The sequence below is a fragment of the Candidatus Nitrosopumilus sp. bin_7KS genome (genome assembly GCF_054095835.1).
The window spans coordinates 250847-270809 of the sequence record NZ_JBSWSO010000004.1 but is presented as its reverse complement, the minus strand read 5'-3'; the positions used below and the strand labels follow the sequence as shown (position 1 = coordinate 270809).

Annotated in this window: 24 protein-coding genes; 14 read left to right on the top strand and 10 right to left on the bottom strand. The window is 33.8% G+C overall.

Going from position 1 to position 19963, the window contains the following annotated elements; translation table 11 throughout:
* Window positions 1-3: 3 nt before the first annotated feature.
* Window positions 4-300 (top strand): hypothetical protein, encoded by a 297-nt coding sequence (locus tag ACW9W4_RS04895; RefSeq protein ID WP_457761356.1) that lies wholly within the window; start codon window positions 4-6, stop codon window positions 298-300.
* A gap of 3 nt (window positions 301-303) precedes the next feature.
* On the opposite strand, the gene ACW9W4_RS04890 is transcribed toward ACW9W4_RS04895, so the two are convergent.
* A complete protein-coding gene (locus ACW9W4_RS04890) occupies window positions 304-1191 on the bottom strand; it encodes a heme o synthase (RefSeq protein WP_457761355.1) in 888 nt (295 codons plus the stop codon).
* A 96-nt stretch (window positions 1192-1287) separates the two neighbouring features.
* Here ACW9W4_RS04890 and ACW9W4_RS04885 point away from each other — a divergent pair, with 96 nt between their 5' ends.
* Window positions 1288-2382 (top strand): cupredoxin domain-containing protein, encoded by a 1095-nt coding sequence (locus ACW9W4_RS04885; protein ID WP_457761354.1) that lies wholly within the window; start codon window positions 1288-1290, stop codon window positions 2380-2382.
* Between the two features lie 2 nt (window positions 2383-2384).
* The gene (locus ACW9W4_RS04880) at window positions 2385-2774 is read left to right on the top strand and encodes a Mov34/MPN/PAD-1 family protein (protein ID WP_457761353.1); all 390 of its coding nucleotides are present in this window, start codon (window positions 2385-2387) and stop codon (window positions 2772-2774) included.
* Between the two features lies 1 nt (window position 2775).
* Here ACW9W4_RS04880 and ACW9W4_RS04875 read toward each other — a convergent pair whose 3' ends face one another.
* Window positions 2776-3165 (bottom strand): cyclophilin-like fold protein, encoded by a 390-nt coding sequence (locus ACW9W4_RS04875; RefSeq protein WP_457761352.1) that lies wholly within the window; start codon window positions 3163-3165, stop codon window positions 2776-2778.
* Window positions 3166-3213: 48 nt separating this feature from the next.
* On the opposite strand from ACW9W4_RS04875, the gene ACW9W4_RS04870 reads away from it, so the two are divergent.
* From ACW9W4_RS04870 to ACW9W4_RS04860, 3 genes are all read left to right on the top strand, one after another.
* A complete protein-coding gene (locus ACW9W4_RS04870) occupies window positions 3214-3471 on the top strand; it encodes a DUF2024 family protein (protein ID WP_457761351.1) in 258 nt (85 codons plus the stop codon).
* Window positions 3472-3528: 57 nt separating this feature from the next.
* Window positions 3529-3711, top strand: coding sequence for a hypothetical protein (locus ACW9W4_RS04865; protein ID WP_457761350.1), 183 nt, complete (start codon window positions 3529-3531; stop codon window positions 3709-3711).
* A gap of 162 nt (window positions 3712-3873) precedes the next feature.
* Entirely contained in the window at window positions 3874-4029 is a 156-nt protein-coding gene (locus tag ACW9W4_RS04860; protein WP_457761349.1) for a hypothetical protein, read from the top strand.
* 72 nt (window positions 4030-4101) lie between these two features.
* On the opposite strand, the gene ACW9W4_RS04855 is transcribed toward ACW9W4_RS04860, so the two are convergent.
* From ACW9W4_RS04855 to ACW9W4_RS04840, 4 genes are all read right to left on the bottom strand, one after another.
* Complete coding sequence (locus ACW9W4_RS04855) at window positions 4102-6141, bottom strand: sodium-translocating pyrophosphatase (protein WP_457761348.1); 2040 nt, start codon at window positions 6139-6141, stop codon at window positions 4102-4104.
* Between the two features lie 35 nt (window positions 6142-6176).
* Window positions 6177-6554, bottom strand: coding sequence for a hypothetical protein (locus ACW9W4_RS04850; protein WP_457761347.1), 378 nt, complete (start codon window positions 6552-6554; stop codon window positions 6177-6179).
* A gap of 154 nt (window positions 6555-6708) precedes the next feature.
* Window positions 6709-7173 (bottom strand): GTP-dependent dephospho-CoA kinase family protein, encoded by a 465-nt coding sequence (locus ACW9W4_RS04845; RefSeq protein WP_457761346.1) that lies wholly within the window; start codon window positions 7171-7173, stop codon window positions 6709-6711.
* A 36-nt stretch (window positions 7174-7209) separates the two neighbouring features.
* Window positions 7210-8322, bottom strand: coding sequence for an Mrp/NBP35 family ATP-binding protein (locus tag ACW9W4_RS04840; protein WP_457761345.1), 1113 nt, complete (start codon window positions 8320-8322; stop codon window positions 7210-7212).
* Window positions 8323-8471: 149 nt separating this feature from the next.
* Between ACW9W4_RS04840 and ACW9W4_RS04835 the strand changes: the two genes are divergently transcribed.
* Genes ACW9W4_RS04835 through nadC form a run of 3 tightly spaced genes read left to right on the top strand, consistent with a single transcriptional unit; the run spans window position 8472 to window position 10109 of the window.
* Complete coding sequence (locus ACW9W4_RS04835) at window positions 8472-9068, top strand: DNA-directed RNA polymerase (RefSeq protein WP_179362278.1); 597 nt, start codon at window positions 8472-8474, stop codon at window positions 9066-9068.
* A gap of 1 nt (window position 9069) precedes the next feature.
* Window positions 9070-9258, top strand: coding sequence for a transcription elongation factor subunit Spt4 (gene spt4, locus ACW9W4_RS04830; protein ID WP_014965554.1), 189 nt, complete (start codon window positions 9070-9072; stop codon window positions 9256-9258).
* Between the two features lie 32 nt (window positions 9259-9290).
* On the top strand, window positions 9291-10109 hold the full coding sequence (gene nadC, locus ACW9W4_RS04825; protein ID WP_457761458.1) for a carboxylating nicotinate-nucleotide diphosphorylase: 819 nt from the start codon (window positions 9291-9293) through the stop codon (window positions 10107-10109).
* Here nadC and ACW9W4_RS04820 read toward each other — a convergent pair.
* From ACW9W4_RS04820 to ACW9W4_RS04810, 3 genes are all read right to left on the bottom strand, one after another.
* Entirely contained in the window at window positions 10106-10495 is a 390-nt protein-coding gene (locus ACW9W4_RS04820; RefSeq protein ID WP_457761344.1) for a tetratricopeptide repeat protein, read from the bottom strand. The two genes, nadC and ACW9W4_RS04820, sit on opposite strands and share 4 nt — an antisense overlap.
* Window positions 10496-10506: 11 nt before the next feature.
* The gene (gene nadA / locus ACW9W4_RS04815) at window positions 10507-11463 is read right to left on the bottom strand and encodes a quinolinate synthase NadA (protein WP_457761343.1); all 957 of its coding nucleotides are present in this window, start codon (window positions 11461-11463) and stop codon (window positions 10507-10509) included.
* Window positions 11464-11556: 93 nt separating this feature from the next.
* A complete protein-coding gene (locus ACW9W4_RS04810) occupies window positions 11557-12375 on the bottom strand; it encodes an aspartate dehydrogenase (RefSeq protein WP_457761342.1) in 819 nt (272 codons plus the stop codon).
* Between the two features lie 253 nt (window positions 12376-12628).
* Between ACW9W4_RS04810 and ACW9W4_RS04805 the strand changes: the two genes are divergently transcribed.
* The 5 genes from ACW9W4_RS04805 to ACW9W4_RS04785 all read left to right on the top strand — a co-directional run bounded on the left by ACW9W4_RS04805 (window position 12629) and on the right by ACW9W4_RS04785 (window position 19259).
* A complete protein-coding gene (locus tag ACW9W4_RS04805) occupies window positions 12629-13612 on the top strand; it encodes a hypothetical protein (RefSeq protein WP_457761341.1) in 984 nt (327 codons plus the stop codon).
* A 73-nt stretch (window positions 13613-13685) separates the two neighbouring features.
* Window positions 13686-14522: a DNA double-strand break repair nuclease NurA gene (locus ACW9W4_RS04800; protein WP_457761340.1), complete on the top strand. Its 837-nt coding sequence runs from the start codon at window positions 13686-13688 to the stop codon at window positions 14520-14522.
* Window positions 14519-16051 carry a helicase HerA domain-containing protein gene (locus tag ACW9W4_RS04795; RefSeq protein ID WP_457761339.1) on the top strand — a complete coding sequence of 511 codons (1533 nt, stop codon included), beginning with the start codon at window positions 14519-14521 and terminating at the stop codon, window positions 16049-16051. Before ACW9W4_RS04800 ends, ACW9W4_RS04795 begins: the two co-directional genes overlap by 4 nt.
* Window positions 16051-17193, top strand: coding sequence for a metallophosphoesterase (locus ACW9W4_RS04790; RefSeq protein WP_457761338.1), 1143 nt, complete (start codon window positions 16051-16053; stop codon window positions 17191-17193). Before ACW9W4_RS04795 ends, ACW9W4_RS04790 begins: the two co-directional genes overlap by 1 nt.
* Window positions 17190-19259, top strand: coding sequence for an AAA family ATPase (locus ACW9W4_RS04785; RefSeq protein ID WP_457761337.1), 2070 nt, complete (start codon window positions 17190-17192; stop codon window positions 19257-19259). The genes ACW9W4_RS04790 and ACW9W4_RS04785 overlap by 4 nt, the downstream gene beginning before the upstream one ends.
* On the opposite strand, the gene ACW9W4_RS04780 is transcribed toward ACW9W4_RS04785, so the two are convergent.
* Window positions 19256-19963 carry a Kazal-type serine protease inhibitor domain-containing protein gene (locus ACW9W4_RS04780; RefSeq protein ID WP_457761336.1) on the bottom strand — a complete coding sequence of 236 codons (708 nt, stop codon included), beginning with the start codon at window positions 19961-19963 and terminating at the stop codon, window positions 19256-19258. The two genes, ACW9W4_RS04785 and ACW9W4_RS04780, sit on opposite strands and share 4 nt — an antisense overlap.

Here is a 19963-nt window from a genome sequence, read left to right as displayed (position 1 = left end):
AAAATGGCAATACCAATAAGAAATATAGTATTTGATAAGATCAAGGAAGCAAATCGTTTAACAGATGTTGAGCTTTTTAAAAGTCTTGTAAAAGATGGGCATGCAATTGCAGATGACAGATTCAATAAAATTCTATTAGATTTAGAGATACTTGGTCTAATTACAGTCTCATGGATTACCAAAGAGGAGCGTAGAATTGAAGTTGTTGTAGTTGAGAAAACAGTTGACAAGCACGAAGCACAGGTAAAAGAAACAATGGAAAGCGATTACGAAGCCAGTTTCCCAGGCGTAGATAAATAAATTTTAGAATAACGGGAAATGAAATGCTGCATCTAATGCAACAGCGACAAAAATTATTGTAAGATATGGAGCAGTTACTTTGTATGCCTTCCATGCAAATTCAGATGTAGGATTCTTTGTTAATTTGTAATGATATACAAGCATCAATGCTCCAGAAACTATTGCAATAGCAGTATAAACAATTCCCAATCCATCTGGAATAAATGAAAGTATCAAAGAATATGGAATTAAAATTAATGTGTTACCTAAAATAAATTTTGAAGTTTTTTGCATTCCGATTACAACAGGGAGCATTGGAACTTCTGCTTTTGCATATTCATCTTTGATTTTCATTGCAAGACACCAAAAGTGAGAAGGAGTCCAAACAAAAACCAAAAAGCCAACCAAGAAACCTAACAAATCCATACTACCAGTAGCTGCTGCCCATCCAGCCCAAGCTGCGGCACTACCTGCAATACCACCAATAACAATATTGGATGTGTGTCTTCGTTTTAGCCAAACTGTGTATATTACAACATATGAGAAAATTCCCACTGCGATAAAGAATGCAGAAACTGCATTCAATGCAAAGTAACCATAGATTACAGAGATACAACTTACAGCCAACCCATATATCAAAACATTAGATGCTGCCATCTTTCCAGAAGGAATTGGTCTAGTACTAGTTCTAATCATCTTAGGATCAATGTCTCTGTCATAATAGTGGTTTAGTGCACTAGAGCCAGCAGATGCCAAACCACCTGCAATAATAATATGCAAATATGACCAATAATCCAGATCAGGAACACCTGGAACTAACTTACTTGCAGCATACATGGATGTGACCGCAGTAATTACTAAAAGAACAACAATTCGTGGTTTGGATATCTCCAGTATTTCATTAAATCCCAATTCACTCTATCCTATTCCAAAGCCATTTAATTTCTTCGTCTAGATCCCACATAATTTCGCAAGGAATAAGTATCTCAGTCCTATCAGCTATCTTAAATGAGTAATTGGGACCTCATGATGCCAGGAATGGGACTAACAGCTATAGGATTAGCTGGTCTTACATTATCGTATGCAGGCATTGCACACACATTCATCGATGGAATGCACGCACTTACTGGCCTTACCATGTTTGTTGGATTAATTTTCCTAGCAGCAGGTATCTTAGATGGAGGGGTTTCAACAAGTAATAGAGCCAAAGCCACGACTTTGGTGATTTTATCCATAGCACTAGGATTCGGAATGTATGCTATGACTTTGAATACATCAAACTATACAGTTACCATAGCAGGAATTTTAATGGCAATTGCATTTCCTGCAATAACTATAGCATATCTATCTATGAAACATCCTACAATTGTAAAACCAATTGGAGCAATTGTGTCAATGGCAGCAGCTACTGGAATTATCATGTGGGTATCATTTGGAATTTTCGCAGCTCCTGACACATACATGATTCCTCAACAAGCAACAGTTGAAGAACCAACAGAAGATCTTACACCATCAGGACCAATATTTGCAATTGAAATTCTTGAAAATTCAGCTCAAGAAGGAAATCCAGATTATTCACCAGATGTAGCAGTAGTTACACAAGGATACGTTATTGAATGGACAAATGCAGATTCGGCAGCACATACTGTAACAAGTGCAGTAGACTATGGAGAAACATTTGATTCTAGTTTAATGAGTGCAGGTGAAATATTTTCATTAGATACAAGTAATTTAGAGATAGGTGAATACGAATACTTGTGCATTGTACATCCTTGGATGGTCGCATCCATAGTTATTGAAGCTGCAAAAGAACCAACCAAAATAACAATTCCTCAAGGGGCAGCAATTCCTGAAGATGGACAAATATACTATGATCCAGAAATTTTAAAAATCTCAGCTGGAACTACTGTAATTTGGGACAATGTAGATAACACAATGCATACTGCAACATCAGTTACACCAGACAACGGAGCAGATGGAGTATTTGACTCAGACATTTTATCTGCAGGAGATACGTTCGAGTTTACATTTAACAATGCAGGAAGTTATGATTACTATTGTATTTTACACCCATGGATGATTGGAACTGTTAACGTAGAATAGATTTGCAGAAAATCAAATTATCACAACAAGATAAAAAAATCCTAGAAGAATTTTCAGAAAATCAGAAACCAAACGAATCATGTGCGTTATTATTTGGTAAAGATGGTAAGGTGTTAGATCTTTTTTTAACAGAAAATATTGAAAAATCTTCTGTAAACTTTACAATTTCAAATAATCAATTAATTGAAGGGTACAGTATTGCTGAGGAGAAAAAAATGGAGGTAATAGGCATATTTCACTCACATCCACAGTCAGATGCCTACCCCTCAAACACAGATAAAAAATTCATGCAAAGCAATCCAGTAGTATGGGTAATTTACTCAGGAATTAACAAAAACTTTAGAGCGTTTCTACTTGAGGCAGACATCATAGAAATTCTTATTGAAGAATAATTCAAGAGTGAAGACTGAATGTAGCACGCTCACTATGAACATTATTTAGAATTTTTTTATCAGGAGAAATAATTTTTCCAATAATGTTAACAGGTGATGCAGGAGTAATTTCCCCAGGATTTCCAATAGGTGTAGGCCCATAAAACAAGCAGATGGCCTTGCCTGTTGGCCAGTATGCAACATCATGTAGTTCAACTGGAGACTTTGCATTTTCTTCAGGTTGCGATATCGGAGATTTTGATGTGTAAATTTCATCACCCCAAACATTAAGATCTACAGTAAAAGGTAACTTAGATACAAAGTCATTAACAGTTTTTGGGGAATTAGTATCATCTAATTCTAAAAGTATGTTTGAAGAGTTTGGAATTTCTATTACAACTGAATATTTCATAAATATTGATGATCTTTGAATTAAATATCCCTTTTTTTAATTACATTCATGGAAATTCACGTATACGACACTTATGTCAAAGCAGCAGATGGTCACACCATGCACTTTGATGTAATTACTGGTGAAAAAGACCACGATAAAGCCATCACATATGGTAAAGAGTGGTTAAAATCCGTCGGTGAGGGAGAATCAGAAATGACTACAAATGAATGTCAATTCTGCCATTCACAAGGAGCACCAGAACCTGTTGAACAGGCAATTAAGGAAAAAGGCTACTTCATTCAAAAGATGGAAGGCTGTCCTTAATCATTTTTCCTTTTTATTCAAAGACATATTTTTTAGACTAGTCAACATAGAATATCCATGTCTGAAAACAAATATTCAAAATGGACAGTAGAAGGAGATAAAAAAACAAAGTGGATTTGTGGGTGTTTCCAAACCGCTGATAACTATTTCAAATTCTGTGAGACACATAATGTTACTTTAAAAAAAGCAATTCAAGCTCAAATTGATGAATTAGACATGACGCTAATTGTTGAAGATTAGATAATTTGACAATAAATTGTACGTAGCTGAGTAGTCAATTCAGTCCTTCTTTACAGATATGCAAACTCACACCACTACGTTACTAATATTACGCTGATTTTGCTTAAAGAGTTTCTTTATCTATTCACCATCGTTATAACCTCGTTTAACTTCCTGTTACTCATGGTTCATAAAATAAAATATTTTGACGCTAGTGAATTAAAGGCAGGGGTTTTTCTTCAAGATGTTGTAAATGATTTTCTAGCAGAAAAAAAGGATAAAATCATAGCAGTCCATCCAGTTATGGAAAAAACTTTGTTAGTTCATTATCAAGAATAATCAATACACAACACATTTTCTTGCACAAGTTGAATTGATCAAACCTGATTTGAATAAGGAATTTAATTTTATTTAGATTGCAATAATTGCAACAAATGCAGATACGAATACTATTGCAATTGTGTTTAGTAGTTTAATGACAGTGTTAAGTGCTGGACCTGCAGTGTCTTTGTAAGGATCACCAATAATATCTCCAACTACTGCAACTTTGTGAACTTCAGAACCTTTCTCTCCTCTCATTTCAACTAGTTTCTTTGCATTATCCCATGCACCACCAGTATTTGCCAAGTGATATGCTAGTAAAATTCCAGTAACAACTGCACCCATTAGTAATCCAGCTACTGCAGTTGGGCCTAACAAGATACCTAAAATTATTGGAGAAAGAATTGCAACGATTGCTGGTTTCCACAGTTCTTTAATTGATGCAACAGTGGCAATATCTACACATTTAGCATAATCAGGTTTTGATGTTCCTGCAAGAATTCCAGAATCTGCTTTGAATTGACGTCTAACTTCATCAACCATTTTTCCTGCAGCACGTGATACACCATTAATCAGTTGACCTGTAATGATAAATGGAATTAATCCACCAATAAGCAATCCAACTATAATTGCAGGGTTTGTTAAACTATAATCTAATTCTAGTACTCCTTCAAAGACATGGGCTGCTTCAAATTGAAATGCTTGAATCATAGCTAATGCAGCTAATGCAGCACTGGCAATTGCAAAGCCTTTGGTGACGGCTTTAGTTGTATTTCCAACAGCATCAATTTCATCAGTAACTTTACGATTCTCTTCACCCATTCCAGTCATCTCAACAATTCCACCTGCATTATCTGCGATTGGACCAAATGCATCAATACTAAGAACAATTCCTGCTAGACTTAGCATAGCCATGGCAGTCATTGCAGTTCCAAATATTCCATAAAGTACTGGGTCTGAACCTTCAGGTGCTGCACCTGATGCGATACTGTAAGAGAGAATAATTGCTACAACTAATGCAATCATAAATGGTCCTGTAGATTGCATTCCTTTGATAATTCCCATTAATGTTAATGATGCATATCCCCATTTTGCAGATTCTGCAATTTCAATAACTGGTTTTTGTTTGTAACTTGTATAGTAATCTGTAATTTTCTGAATCACTGGAACCAAAATTACTCCAATGACAGTTGAACCAAATAATGCATATGATGCTGGAGAATCTCCAATGAATTGTGTGATAAAGACATAGTTGAGTCCAATTGCAATTGCAGCTGAAACATAAAATGAACGATTAAGTGGTTTCATTACATCTGTGACATTCTTAGAACCAACTATTACCACACCAATAATTGATGCAATCATTCCAGATGAACCAATCAAGATAGGATAAAGGAAAAAGTTTGGTGCACCAATTAATGCTGCAATGAGTAATGCTGCAAGAATTGTAACAATATAAGATTCATAAACATCAGAGCCCATTCCGGCTGCATCGCCAACATTATCTCCTACGTTATCTGCAATAGTTGCAGGATTTCGAGGATCATCTTCAGGAATATTTGCTTCAACTTTTCCTACCAAGTCAGCACCCATATCTGCGGCTTTTGTAAAAATACCACCACCAATTCTAATGAATAATGCAATAAGGCTTGCTCCAATTCCAACTCCTGCAATAGTAATTGGGTCAGGGAAAATAAGATAAAGTCCAGTAATTGCTAAAAGTGCCATTGCAGGAACTGCTAAACCGACTGTTGCACCACCTCTAAAGGCCATAGCAAATGTTTGTCCAAGTCCACTTCCACTAAGATTTGCAGCTCTAACTGCTGCTTTTACTGTAATTTTTAATGAAATAATTCCTGCAACTGCAGAAAGTGCTGCACCAACAGCAAATGCAATTCCGTTTGACGGAGTTAAGAAAATACCAATAATCAAAGATAGTGCAATAGCAACTGGAATAATTATTTTCATTTCTCTCTTTAGAAATGCAGAAGCGCCTTCTTTGACGGCGTTGGAAATATCCATCATCTCTTTTGTTCCTGCTGGTTGTTTGACAATCCATGCCACCAAACCACCTGCAACTAAAAATGATGCAATACCTGCAATAAAGGGCAGAATTTCAGCTATTTCCATCGTATACTCGCTTGCCAAATCCTAGTAAATATAAATCAAATAGCAGAGATCTTACTTCTTTTTCGATATGGAGGAAATACTTTTCCTCTAAGTCCTTGTCGTACTAATTTGTTGAATCTTTTCCCATGGGCAAGATATGGAAATCTCATGTGAATCAATTCATGAACTATGGTATTTTCTAAATTCTTCTCGTCAGGAATTTTTCTTACATTGATGAATACAAGATTATGTTGAAGATACGAAACTCCATAGTACTTGTAGGCAGATGTTCTTCTACCTTCAGTCATTTCTTTTGGAGCATCCAATACTTCTTTGGTAGTTAAGAGAATTTTAGGTTCAGGAATTGAGAAACGATTAGAATAGATTCCAACTTTTTCTAAAATTTGTAACGAAAGTTCAGGATCTAATTTCACAACAATACATGATAGAATCAGTGTTTATCTTCAAATGTCAATTGTTGTATGAAATTTGGTGTATTTTGATTTGGCTAATTATGAATTAATAGGGTCAGAGGTAATAGTGGGGTAATCATCAATATCATACAGCCACCGTCTCATCACACCCCGATTATTCCATTAAATCAAGTAGTGTTTGTACTCTATTTCTTATTTCTGGAGTTAATTGCACTATTACTAGTCCTTCATTTGGCTGACCATACAAAACAACCGCATTTTCAGGTGCATGTATACATACGGGTAGAACAAGCAAGTCTTCCTCTCCATTGACTAAAAGTCTCACAGGTGTTTGCAGAGTGAAGGCCTTTTTGATCATGGAAATACTTTCAGAAGTAATTTCAGCTGCAGGATTATCAACAGTTAATTCGATAGCATTTTCTATTTTAGGAGGTTCTCTTTTTTCTCTTTTTTCCAATCCATCAATAATTTGCAACGATGGAATCAAATCAAAATTAATCATTTTTTCAGTAGTTCTATCCCCTATAGTAATAACATACGAATCTTCAGAAAGATATTTTTGGATATGTAGTTTATCGGCTTGACTTTCAGGTAAGAGTACCCCTAGAGGAATTTTCATTTGTTCTCTTAATGAAGTAGGTAATTTCACAGGAATCTAACTAGTACTTGGCTCAGGTACAGATTCTTCACTAGCGCTTTCAGATGCCATCTCTTCTTGTAATTTTGCTGCAATAATGCTGCATTGTGCTGCAATATTTTTTGCACTTTTTCTAAAAGCCACTGAACTTGGAGAATCAGGATTTGTAATCATAATTGGTTTTCCTAAATCAGAGCCAGCCATAATTCCAGAGTTTAATGGAATTTCACCTAAAAATGGAATGTTAAATTTTTCACTAATTTTCTTTGCACCACCTTCACCAAAGATGTAATGTTTATCATCACAGTTTGGACAAATAAAATGAGACATGTTTTCAACAACTCCAATAATTGGAACATTTAGTTTTTCAAACATTGAAACTGCTTTGACTGCTACATCACTTGCAACATCTTGAGGAGTTGTAACCACAAGGATGCCAGTAATAGGAATTGTTTGTGCAAGAGTTAATGGGATATCACCAGTACCAGGAGGAAGATCTACAATTAGATAATCCAATTCAGACCAGTTAGTGTCAACTAAAAATTGTTTTAAAATTCCAGAAATAATTGGACCACGATAAATTGCGGCTTGGTTTGATTGATCAGCAAAGAAACCAAAGGATACAACTTTTAATCCATTAGAGTCTGCAGGTTGAAGTTTGTTATCTTCAACTTCCATAAATCCATCTTTCATTCCAAGCATCAAAGGAATACTAGGACCATAGATGTCAGCATCCAATAAACCAACTTTTGCTCCAGACTGAGATAATGCTAATGCTAAATTCAAAGAGACTGTAGATTTTCCTACTCCACCCTTTCCACTTGCAACACCAATAATATTTTTGACAGTTGCCATTCCTGTATCATCATCAAGGGAACGACCCTCCATAACTTTGGCAGTTACTTTCAAATCAAAATTTTTCAAATCAGAAAGGTCTGCAATTGCCTTTCGGACATCATCTTCAATTTCAACATTAAAAGGACAAGCAGGAGTTGTTAATTCTAAAGTAAATTTTAGATTACCATCATTAAGTTCTAAATCCTTAATCATACCCATTGATACGATATCTTTTTTCAAATCAGGATCAATTACAGTACTGAGTTTTTCAAGAACTTGATCGATTCCAACCATTGCGTCAAAAAGTCATTCTACATTATTTAAACATAAGTTAGAGACCAAAAGAAATTGCCATTTATTTGAAAAATATCAAAAATCTTTGAGAATTTAAGCCTGAAATCACCTAAACATTCATAAATTGAAATTCGAGAAAAACTGTACATTTGTTTTCTATATCTACCCTAGTTGATGTTGTTAGGATTCCTCCAAGCTTATTTGGAACTACACTCAAAAAGGCCGCAGTAAACATTCTCAAAGAAAAATACGAGAGTATGATTAATGCAGATTTAGGATATATCATTATGATTTTAGATGCCAAAGTAGATGAGATGGGAAAAATGATTGCCGGAGATGGCGGAACATTCCATAAAGTTGAATTTGAAGCATTAACATTTTATCCAAAATTACAAGAAATTGTTCAAGGTGAAATTGTAGACATTACAGACTTTGGAGCATTTGTAAGAATTGGTCCAACTGATGCATTACTTCACTTGTCACAAGTGATGGATGATTATCTAAAGAGTGATGTAAAATCTGGAATGATTCTAGCAAACCAAAGTGGTAGAACACTCAAAGTTGGTTCTACTCTTCGTGCAAGAATTACTGCAGTGTCATTAGGAAAAGCTGCAGCAATGGGCAAGATTGGAATTACATGTAGACAACCATTCCTTGGTGCAGATGATTGGATTGTAGAAGAAATTAAAAAAGCCAGCGGTGGCAAAGAAGAGCCAGCAAAAGAAGAAAAAGTAGAGGCAAGTTAGAATGGCACGAGAAATGGCATGCCGCAAATGTAAACATGTAACAACTCTAAAGGTATGTCCAAATTGTAAATCATCAGACTTGACACCAGATTGGAATGGAGTTGTACTAGTAGTTGATCCAACAAATTCAGAAATTTCTAAAACATTAGGAATTACTACAAAAGGTAAATACGCAATCAAAGTAACATAAAATCTTTAAAATCAGATTAACATTTCATCAGTATATTGACATTTAATCCAAAAAAGCAATTATTACAATTTCTTGCTGAAGATATTGGTAAGGGAGATATCACAAGTAACCTACTACCAAAGAAAAAAATTTCTGTTAGAATAATCTCTAGAGAAAATGCCATTATTGCAGGAACATCATATGCAAAAGAAATTTTCAAATTAAAAGGATGTAACTCAAAAATTTTGAAAAAAGATGGTTCTAAAATAAAGCCAAATCAAACTATAATGATCATTACTGGAAATGCAGGAAACATACTAACTTGTGAGAGAACAGCGTTAAACCTCTTAACAAGAATGAGTGGAATTGCAACTCAAACAAATGCATTAGTAAAAAAAATCCCAAAGAAAACAAAATTGTATGCAACAAGAAAAACAGCCCCAGGCCTAAGATATTTTGATAAAGAAGCAGTGGAAATAGGAGGAGGTAAAAAACACAGACTTTCACTTGATGAAATGGTTATGATTAAAGATAATCACATTGCAATAGGGGATTCATTACTATCTTTGATTAAAAAAACAAAGAAAAAATACAAAAAATTTGAAGTGGAGGTTGAAAATACAGCTGATGCAGTGTTAGCGGCAAAAGAAGGAGCAACCATAATCATGCTAGATAACTTTACTCCAGCCCAAATTAAAAAAACGATTCAAACTTTAAAAAATCAAAAATTAAAAAACAAGGTATTACTTGAAGCATCAGGCGGTATAACCTCCAAAAATATTTCAAAATATGGTCAAACTGAGGTAGATATTATCTCAGTAGGAAGTATCACAAATTCGGTCAAAGGAATTGACATGAGTTTGGAGATTTAATTTAATTCATCTAACAAATTAGATACAGATTTATTTTTAGGATCAATTTCCTGGATTTTTTTACAGCATTGTATAGCTCGTTTATCTTCTCCTAACTTTTGATGAGAATATGCCTTTAACAGTAAAACATCAACATCATAAGTTCCAATTTCAAGAGCTTTTTCAAAATAAGAGATTGCAGTTTTGTGTTTATTTTGTAAATAGTAAATCCCACCTACAGTAAACAAAACATCATGATTATTTGGCACCTTATGTAAATAATCTATGCCTGATTTTAAAGCCTCAGCATATTTTTTTTCTTTTACTAGTTTTTTAAGTTCTTTTAATTTTTGAACATTTTTTTTCTTTTGAGGATCTTTAGGTTCACGGGAAAATAATCCAGCCATAATAGAGAGATTTAGCTAATTGCAAGCATTCTATCAATTGCTAAACGGGCCTTATCTGCAATTTCTTTAGGAACAGTGACAACATTTTTTTCATTTATCAATGTGTCATACACTTTTTCAAGAGTGATCATTTTCATATATTGACATTCTGCTTTTTCAGATGCAGGAATGAATGTCTTATCAGGATTTTGTTGTTTCATTTTATATAAAATTCCAGTTTCTGTAGCAACTACAAAATTCTTTGATTTGGATTTGTTTGCATGTTTGAGCATTCCTTCAGTAGACAGAATTGAAACTTTTTTGTCATCATAACTTCCATCTGCAACATCATACATCATTGGAGTTGTACAACCGCATTCAGGATGAATAAGGAATTCGGCATCCTGCATAGACTCTAATTTTTTAGTGACATCTTCAGGAGTGATACCTGCATGGACATGGCATTCACCAGCCCATATGTGCATATTTTTTCTGCCAGTCATTTTGGCTACATAAGATCCTAGGAACATATCAGGCAAAAATAAAATATCTTTATCTTCTGGAATCGATTTTACAACATTTACAGCATTAGCTGAAGTGCAACAATAATCTAATTCTGCTTTAATTTCAGCAGTAGTGTTAACATATCCAACTGCGATTGCATCAGGATGTTGATTTTTCCAATTTCTTAATTCATCTACAGTGATAGAATCAGATAATGAGCAACCAGCTTCTAAATCAGGAATTAGAACCTTTTTGTCAGGACTGATAATAGCTGCAGTTTCTGCCATAAAGTGCACACCACAAAACAAAATTGTTTTTTGATCAACAGTTGCAGCTTGTCTAGATAATCCCAATGAATCGCCAGTAAAATCAGCAATATCCTGGACATCAGGAATTTGATAATTATGTGCTAGAATTACCACATCTTTTTCTTTTTTGAGTCTCATAATCTCTTCTTTGAGTTCAGAGGATTGTTGTACGAGCATAAACCAATAAAAATTGAATTTGAGGGGATTTAAAGAATGGGAAATAGTCCAGAATTATATGAAAACTTGGCAAATGTGGCAATTATTGCCATATTACGTACCAATCTGAATGTCATCTGAACAATACTTTCTCAAAGTTTCAATTGCAGATAGAATTGCCAGTCTACTAGTTTTAGGATTATTTGTATCAGGATAGTTTTCTATAGTAAAAGTCATTTTCCCAAATTTTCCTTCGGCCTCAATATGATGAGTGTTTTTGTCAGTATTAGGATCTGCAATAATTTTCACTTTAGTTTTTTCACTGCCAATTCCAGACAAAGACAATAGCGCTGCAACATTGATGTTTGCAGGGAATAATGATACTGCTTCTTTTGCCACCCCTTGAAAGATTACAGTTGGAGAATTAATTTCATCTAAGCGGATATCCGAGGTTTCAAAAAACTTTGCCCCCTTTAATGAACGAGGATGTTTTGTTGTTGTTATGGATAGAGATTCAAGTTCATCTTTAATTGATTTAATTCCATCCAATCCTGCAATTGCTCCTGAAGGAAGATAAATTGTTTTTTTGAAATCCTTGCAAGCATCAGATAAAATATCATAAATTGATTCATCTAGTAATGCGCCAACACTCATTATCATTAGATCTTTCTTGTTTTGTAAGACACTCAAAGATGCATCTCTAACAGCGTCTTGTGATGCAGCTTCTACAACAATGTCCACAGGGTTTGAAGAGAGTAAATGTGAATTCTCAACAATTTCAGGTTTGTTTATTAATTTTTCAACTAATAATTTAGATTTCTCTTTTGAGTCATCATAAACATGTGTGAGAGTTGCAGGAATTTTTCCAGAATCAATTGCTAGTGCAATTTGAGTACCCATAGCACCACATCCCAATAGACCAACTCGTTTCAATGATTAATCATAGAAATTATCTCTTAATTAGTCTAAATGGATTGATGTGTATGGATTTCCTGCAAGCGAGATTGGAAGATTCTAAACGCCTCATATGATTTTTATCCCTTTAGAAATACTGTTATTCGTGGGTTAGATAGGAATCGAAGACCTGTCTAATCCACAATTAAAAATTCGATAGAGAAATGAGCACAAATATACATAGAATTCATACTAAATCTATTTAAAATAAAATCAAGGTTTTGAGATATAGATGATTTTTCAAAATAAAGTATTATTTGGAATAATATTTTTTTTAACTTTATCATTTATACTTCCAGTAAATGCGGAAATAGAATCACCAAGACAACAGATTCAGCAAGGCATACATGTTACAGATGTCAAATGCAGAGAAGGCCTAGAGTTAGTAATTAGAACAAATGATGCTCCTGCTTGCGTAAAAACAGAAACTGCAATAAAAATGGAAAAAATAGGCATAGTGGTTCCCACAATAAAATTCACAGATTTGAATCAAGTAAAAAAAATAATCCAAGCAACTGACAAAGAAATTGAGACAATTCCCGCATCATCAATGTCTATTGTTAATTTTTACATTACAGATCATGATTTGAATATTGCACATAGTGGAGTAGAAGTTATTCCAACTGATGGATTGTTTGAATTTACAATTAACGGAGTTTCAATTGAAGGACCTGAAAACATGATTGAAACAGGGCCTAACACGGGACAATTTTACATTAGATTGGAATTACCTGAAACAGTCAATGGACAACCATTAAGTCAAGATGACATTGTTTTGATAAGATATTTGGATGCGACGGATTATTCCGGAGAAAAAAGAGTGCTTGTAAAATCATTCCCATTAACTTCAACATTTGCCAAAGTTGAAACTTTGGGTGGAGGTTCTAGAATTGGACATGAATTTACATTAAGAATTTACGAGCCAGATGCAAATACAGATTCTAGAAATGAAGACAAGATTTCATTAAGTTCGTTTGAATTCAGAGGGGAAGGAGGAATTCGAACTACATTAGCAAATCCAAGTTTTGATGCAAATTCATCTTCTCTTATAGAAACAGGGCCTGATTCAAACATTTTTGAAGTGAAAATTAAAATTCCACGTCAATTAGATGGGAAAACAATCCACATTGGAGATGAATATGAAATTAGATACATTGACAAATCCACACCATCAAATACAAATGAAAAAATCATCCTCAAGGGCAGGATAGGATAAGAGGTTTGATGGATCAACTTTGTCAAGTTTCAGTATAACCTAAAGATTTTATTCAAACCTACAAAGTATTGTTGTGCTTAACACAGTATACAAAGACGCAATTATCAACAGAGACAAAATGCTCTCTATACTAAAGGGGCCTAAATTTGAACAGATTTTACAAAAAGCACGTGATAATTGGATAGAATTCACACCCACAAAAGAAGAGGTAGTAACTGCAGGGATTGATTCTAGTTTCAACAATACAAAATTTCAAGGAATCGAATTATGGGCAACTACTGCTGTTTCTGTAAAATCAGATGGTGAAATTTTAGTTGATTTGCATAAATCAGGATTAGGATCTGCAGATGATATTTCAAGTATTGCAAGTAAAATGGAAATCGAGGCATGTGAGAGAACAGTAGATAGAGTAGATATGGTATTGATGGATGGTTCTCTACATTCACAATTGATGACCAGACAAGCAAATTTGGGCGCATCAATTGTAAGAATAATGAAAAAGAAAGACAATGTTATTTTCATAGCAAAGACGTCAAATACAAAGAAACAATTTGAAAATTTAGGTTCTCTCGCAGGAGATATTTTCTATTACAATCATGTAACAAATAGTCCAGGATTTAGTAAAATTTTTGTAGAAAAAAAATATGGTGCAGATAAAATAATTTCTTCAACATTTGTAAGATTAAGCGATTCTACTCCAATAATTAAATTAGAATTTTTAGGAGATCAACATGATGAAAATGAAGTTAAATCAATTATGAATAAATTATACAAAACTAGTGTCGGAGGATATCCATACGCTCTAAAGCTTGCACATAATAACTGTAAAATATCTGATAAAGAACTTGCAAAGATGGTTAGTTTGTTAGGATTAAGTAATGAGATAGGTTCACGGGAGGTACTGGGTTGAGTCTAGGTTTTGTAATTGGTGAATCAAAGCCTACAATTGTCACAGCAATTACTTCAAGAGCATTATCAGTAGGAGAATACATCAAAATTAGTACTGATGAAGGAGAAATCTTAGGATTAGTAGAAAGATCTTCAGTGTCAAGTGCGGCATTTACAGATGTAAGGAATTTTGATGAAGCTTCAGAAAGTACTGAAATTGCTGAATTAAATAAAAGAGATAAAACATTTACGGCACATATTGGGATTTTAGGATTTTTAAAAAATTTAAGAAAAGGTCAATCAATTATACCTGCAATTCCCCCAATTCCAGGCACAGAAATTACTTTGCCAAGTGAACAAGACTTGAAAGAAATTTTCAGTCCAGAAAAAGAAGGATGGGTAAGCATCGGAAATCTTTTACGAAATAAATCAATTGATGCTAAAGTGAATTTAGATAAAATTGTGTCAAGACATTTAGGAATTCTTGCAATGACAGGTATGGGTAAAAGTAATTTAGTATCATTAATTACAAAACAAATTTCAAAATTAAAAGGAACTGTAATAATTTTTGATTATCACAATGACTATACAAGTCTAAACATCCCACGAATTAATGTAATTGATGCAAAAATTAATCCCAGATTATTAGATGCTGATCAGTTATCAGAAGTATTAGAAATTAGAGACGGGGCAAATGTTCAACAACGTGTTTTAAGAATGGCATTTACAAAGCATGTAAAAGAATCAAAAGAATTTTGGAGTAAATTAGAAAATGAAGTGGAGTTTATTGTAAATTCCGAAGACAAAAAATTGAAAGAAATTAGGACATCAGCATATAGAGTTCAAGATATTATAGAAGACGCTCAAAGAAGATTTGAAGATATTTTAGATCCAGATATGGGAGACCCAATTAGTTTCATTAAAGAAGGTAGAACAAATATTCTAAATATTTCAGAACTATCTGAAAAACAAGCAAATGTAGCAGTTGCATTTTATCTACAACAGCTACTCAAAGATAGAAAAGATGCAAGTATGGCAAGACACAGAAAAACTAAAAGAGAAAGAAATTTCAGATTTAATTCACCAATTTTTGTAATCATTGAAGAAGCACATGTCTTCATTCCAAAAGACCATGACACTAGTGCAAAATATTGGGCGGCTAAAATTGCCAGAGAAGGTAGAAAGTTTGGGCTTGGGTTAGGAGTAGTTTCTCAGCGACCCAGAAGTGTGGATCTTAACGTTCTCAGTCAGATGGGATCATTTGCAATAATGAAGATAATTCAAGAAGATGACCAGCGACAAATAGCCTCAGCAACAGAGTCAACTAGTCGTGAATTAATCGCTCAATTAACATCACTAAACGTAGGAGATGCAGTTCTTGTTGGACAATGGACAAATCTCCCATCATTGGTTCACGTTGAAGAAGTAAAAGAAAAGGTAATGGGGGCAGATCAAAGTGCAGTCAACGCATGGGCAAAAGCAGAAAAAATGAATGAGGTTGCAGTGGAATCAACTCAAGGGTTGGTACAAAAAGATTTGCTATTAGACTAATGTTATTTTCACACATTTCAGATACACATTTGGGGTTAGTCCAGTATGGTTCAGAAGAACGTGCACAAGATGTCTATGATGTATTTAATCAATCTATAGATACATCAATTAAAGATCATGTGGATTTTGTAATTTTTGCAGGAGATATTTTTCATGTTCCAAATCCAAATGGGACTGCAATTATACAAATGGCAAATGGATTAAAAAGATTAAAGCAAAATAACATTGATTCATTTTTTATTTTAGGAGAACATGACATTAGTAGAATTAGAACTACACCAATACCATATGTTTACCACAATTTAGAATTTTCAAAATATATCGGTCAAGGAGTCCCCATAGAATACAAAGGAGTTCTATTAGCAGGATTTGATAAAATAAGAAAAGCAGAAATTTCACAATATGAAGAAAAATTTTCTGCAATAGACAACAAAGTCAAAGATCATTCAGGCCATAAAATTTTAATTCTACATCAAGGTATAACAGAATTCAACAAGTTTGCAGGAGAGTTACAATCAACAGATTTGCCAAAAAACTTCACATATTATGCAATGGGCCATCTTCACGATAAAGATGTCAAACAATTTAGCCATCTAAGTGGACCAGTGGCATACCCAGGGTCAATAGAATTAACAACTAGTGAAGGAATTAAAGAAACCAAGAAAGGATTCTTCGAAGTAGACATCTCAGGAGAAGATGCAATTCCAAATTGGATTGAATTAGATGCAAGACCTCAAATTTCATTTAAAACAGAATATCAAGATTTGGAAAAAACGATAGGAGAAATCTCTGAAAAAATAGTAACTGAAGGAAAAAAGCCAATTGTTGAAGTGAAAATTCAAGGCGAAAACATAGAAACAGACCATATTCAGGCACAAATAGCCAGACTAAACTCATTGGTTTTGAGATGTTTTTGGAGAATCAGCACCAAACAGATTTCAGACTCGTCGATATTTCTAGACAGACCAAATGTCATTGATGACGAAATGTACAGATTATCAGTAGATGCACTAGGTTCTGAACAGTCAGCAAAATTTGCAATAAAAGAACTACTTCCAATTTTAGCAACGGGTGAAATTAAAGAAGCATCACAATTAGTTTTTGAAAATTTTGAAAAATTCAAAAAGGAGACCAAGTCTTGATTACATCAATAGAGTTAGGGGATTTCCTAGCTCACTCAAATACAAAACTAGAATTTGAAAATGGGGTCACAGTATTTGTTGGAGATAATGGTGCAGGAAAATCAAGTATCATAGATGCAATCACATTTGCATTGTTTGGTCAACATACTAGAAAATCAAACAAAGGATTGATTAAACGAGGATCAACCCAAGGATTTGCAAAAATTAGCTTTTCCATTAATGATAAACAATTCGAAGCTGTAAGAAAAATTGATAGTAAGGGAGCTCTGGCTGCAACATTTGCCGAAGTTGTAAATGGTGAACGAATAGAGATTGCAGCAGGGGAAAGAAAGCAATTTGGAGAATCAATGACTCAAGAAGTTGAAAAAGTGATTGGTTTAGATTTTGAAAAATTAAAAATTGCTTCAATTGTACAACAAGGGGAATTAAATGCAATAATTAATGCCAAACCAAAAGAGTTTAAAGAATTATTAAATGCAATCATAGGAATTGACAAGCTTGATGTAGCATCAGAAGCAATGAAAACAGTAAACAAAGAATTCCGAGAGAAAATTCGAGACTCCGTAGGATATGATGATACCCATATTGAAATTCTATTTCGAGAATTAGAAAGATATCAAAAAGAAATTGAAGAATCAAAACCAGAGAAAAAGAATTTAGAAATAAAACAAGAACAATTGAAAAAAGAAGTAGATAATCTAAGAACAAAAGTAGAGACCGAAGCACCAAAAATAGATAAAATCAATCAACTAGAACTAAGAAAAAAAGAACTATCAGCCTATGCAAAAGAAGCAATTCAAGAAATCCAGCGCGAAATTAATGAAAATGAGCGTAAAATTCATGATTGTGAGGGTTGTTTTGAGCATGCAGTGTTAAAATCAGACCTGGAATCTAAAATTCTAAAAGTTGAGGAAGCCATCGATGGAACACTCAAACAAATTCAAGAAAGGACAAACCAGACAATATCATTAAAAGAAAAATTATCACTGGCATTAAAACTTCAATTAAAAGATAACAAATGTCCAGTATGCGATTCAAATGTAGAAAAATTAAATCCATTGTTTCAAGAAAATCATCTTCGTCAAGAAATTACAGATATTGAAAACCAAATTATTTCAAAAGAAAAAGAAAGAGTCATGTATAATCAAAAAAAGAAAGAGTTTTCAACAAAATTACAAATTGCAAGAGACGCTGAAGCAACACTCAGGGCTCATTCAATCAACAATAAAGAAGAATTAATGAAAATACAAGAAGATGTAAAAATCAAAAAACAAAGAATTCCCCTAACAACTAATGGAAGTTTACTTGAAATATCAACCATAGATTCTCATGCCAAAATGATTTTTGAAAATATTTCAAAATTAGAAGAAGAAACCACAGGATTTGATCAACAAGAATTCAATTCTCTAAAAATTGCAATTAATGAAAAGCAAATGAGTTTATCTCAAATAGATCAACAGATTGGTGGAATTTCAGAGAAAATTTCAAAAGGAGAAGAGCAAATCAGCATAATTGAAAAAGCAATTACAGAATTAAAAGTCGTAAAAGAGTATGTTTCAAACCTTAATGAAATTCAAACAAATATTTTTAGCAGAGATGGGCCGGTTGCAACAAGTTTAAGATCATGGGCATTAAACACAATTTCTGCCAAAGCATCAGAATACCTCACATTACTAAATACTAAAATTCAACGAATTATGTTATCAGAAAAAACAAGAGACATTTCAATAGCATGTTATTCAAAAACTGAAGTTTTAGAATTAGAATCTCTAAGTGGTGGAGAAAAAGTAAGTGTTGCACTAGCATTAAGATTAGGCATGTCAAGTCTGCTTGGAGCATCAAATCTCAATTTGATGATTTTGGATGAACCAACAACACACCTTGATGCTGAACGTAAAAAATCTCTAGTTGGAGTACTATCACAATTATCAGATATTTCCAATTCAGAAACTAGAATGCAATTTCTAATTATTACTCACGATGCAGAAATTTTTGAGGATTCAACAGTAGAACAGATTTACAGATTTGAATCAAGTGAACAAGGAAGTAAAGTCACATCACTCTAGTTTACGTTTACTATTCCAGTCATCCATGGATGAACCATACAGTAATAATCATAAGTTCCAGCATCATCAAAAGTAAATTCGTAAACAGCACCTGCCATAAACAAGCTACTATCAAACACTCCATCATGAGTTCCAGGCAATCCACTTGTTACTGTGTGTGCTGCTGAATCATCATTAATCCAAGAAACAGTTGCACCTATCGCAACATTAGTCTCAAAAGGCAAATAGCATTCATTGGTATCGTCACATCCTGGAACTGCAGATCCTGCAGGAACTGAAACAATGGCAGTCATGGGTAATGGTTCAACTTTTGGTTCAACTTTTGGTTGTACCACTACACATTCACCCTCATAATCAAATGTAATTCCAGAAGATTCCAAAGTACACATGTTTCCATAAGTTTTGCCATCAACTCCACATACAGGTCTATAGTCTTTTGTACATGGTTTCATGTTTGATTTAGAATCAGCAATACATTCACCTGAATAATCTAATTTTACATCAGCAGCATTCAACATACACATATTTCCATAAGTTACACCATCAACACCACACATCGGATCCCATTGCATGGTACATGCAACTGGTTTTTCTTCATCAACTATTCTTGGTTCAATTATTCCAGTAGGATCCATTGCTATGAATCCAATAGTTATTGCAGCAAGAACGCCTACAATACCAATAACTCCATAAGAAAAATTCAT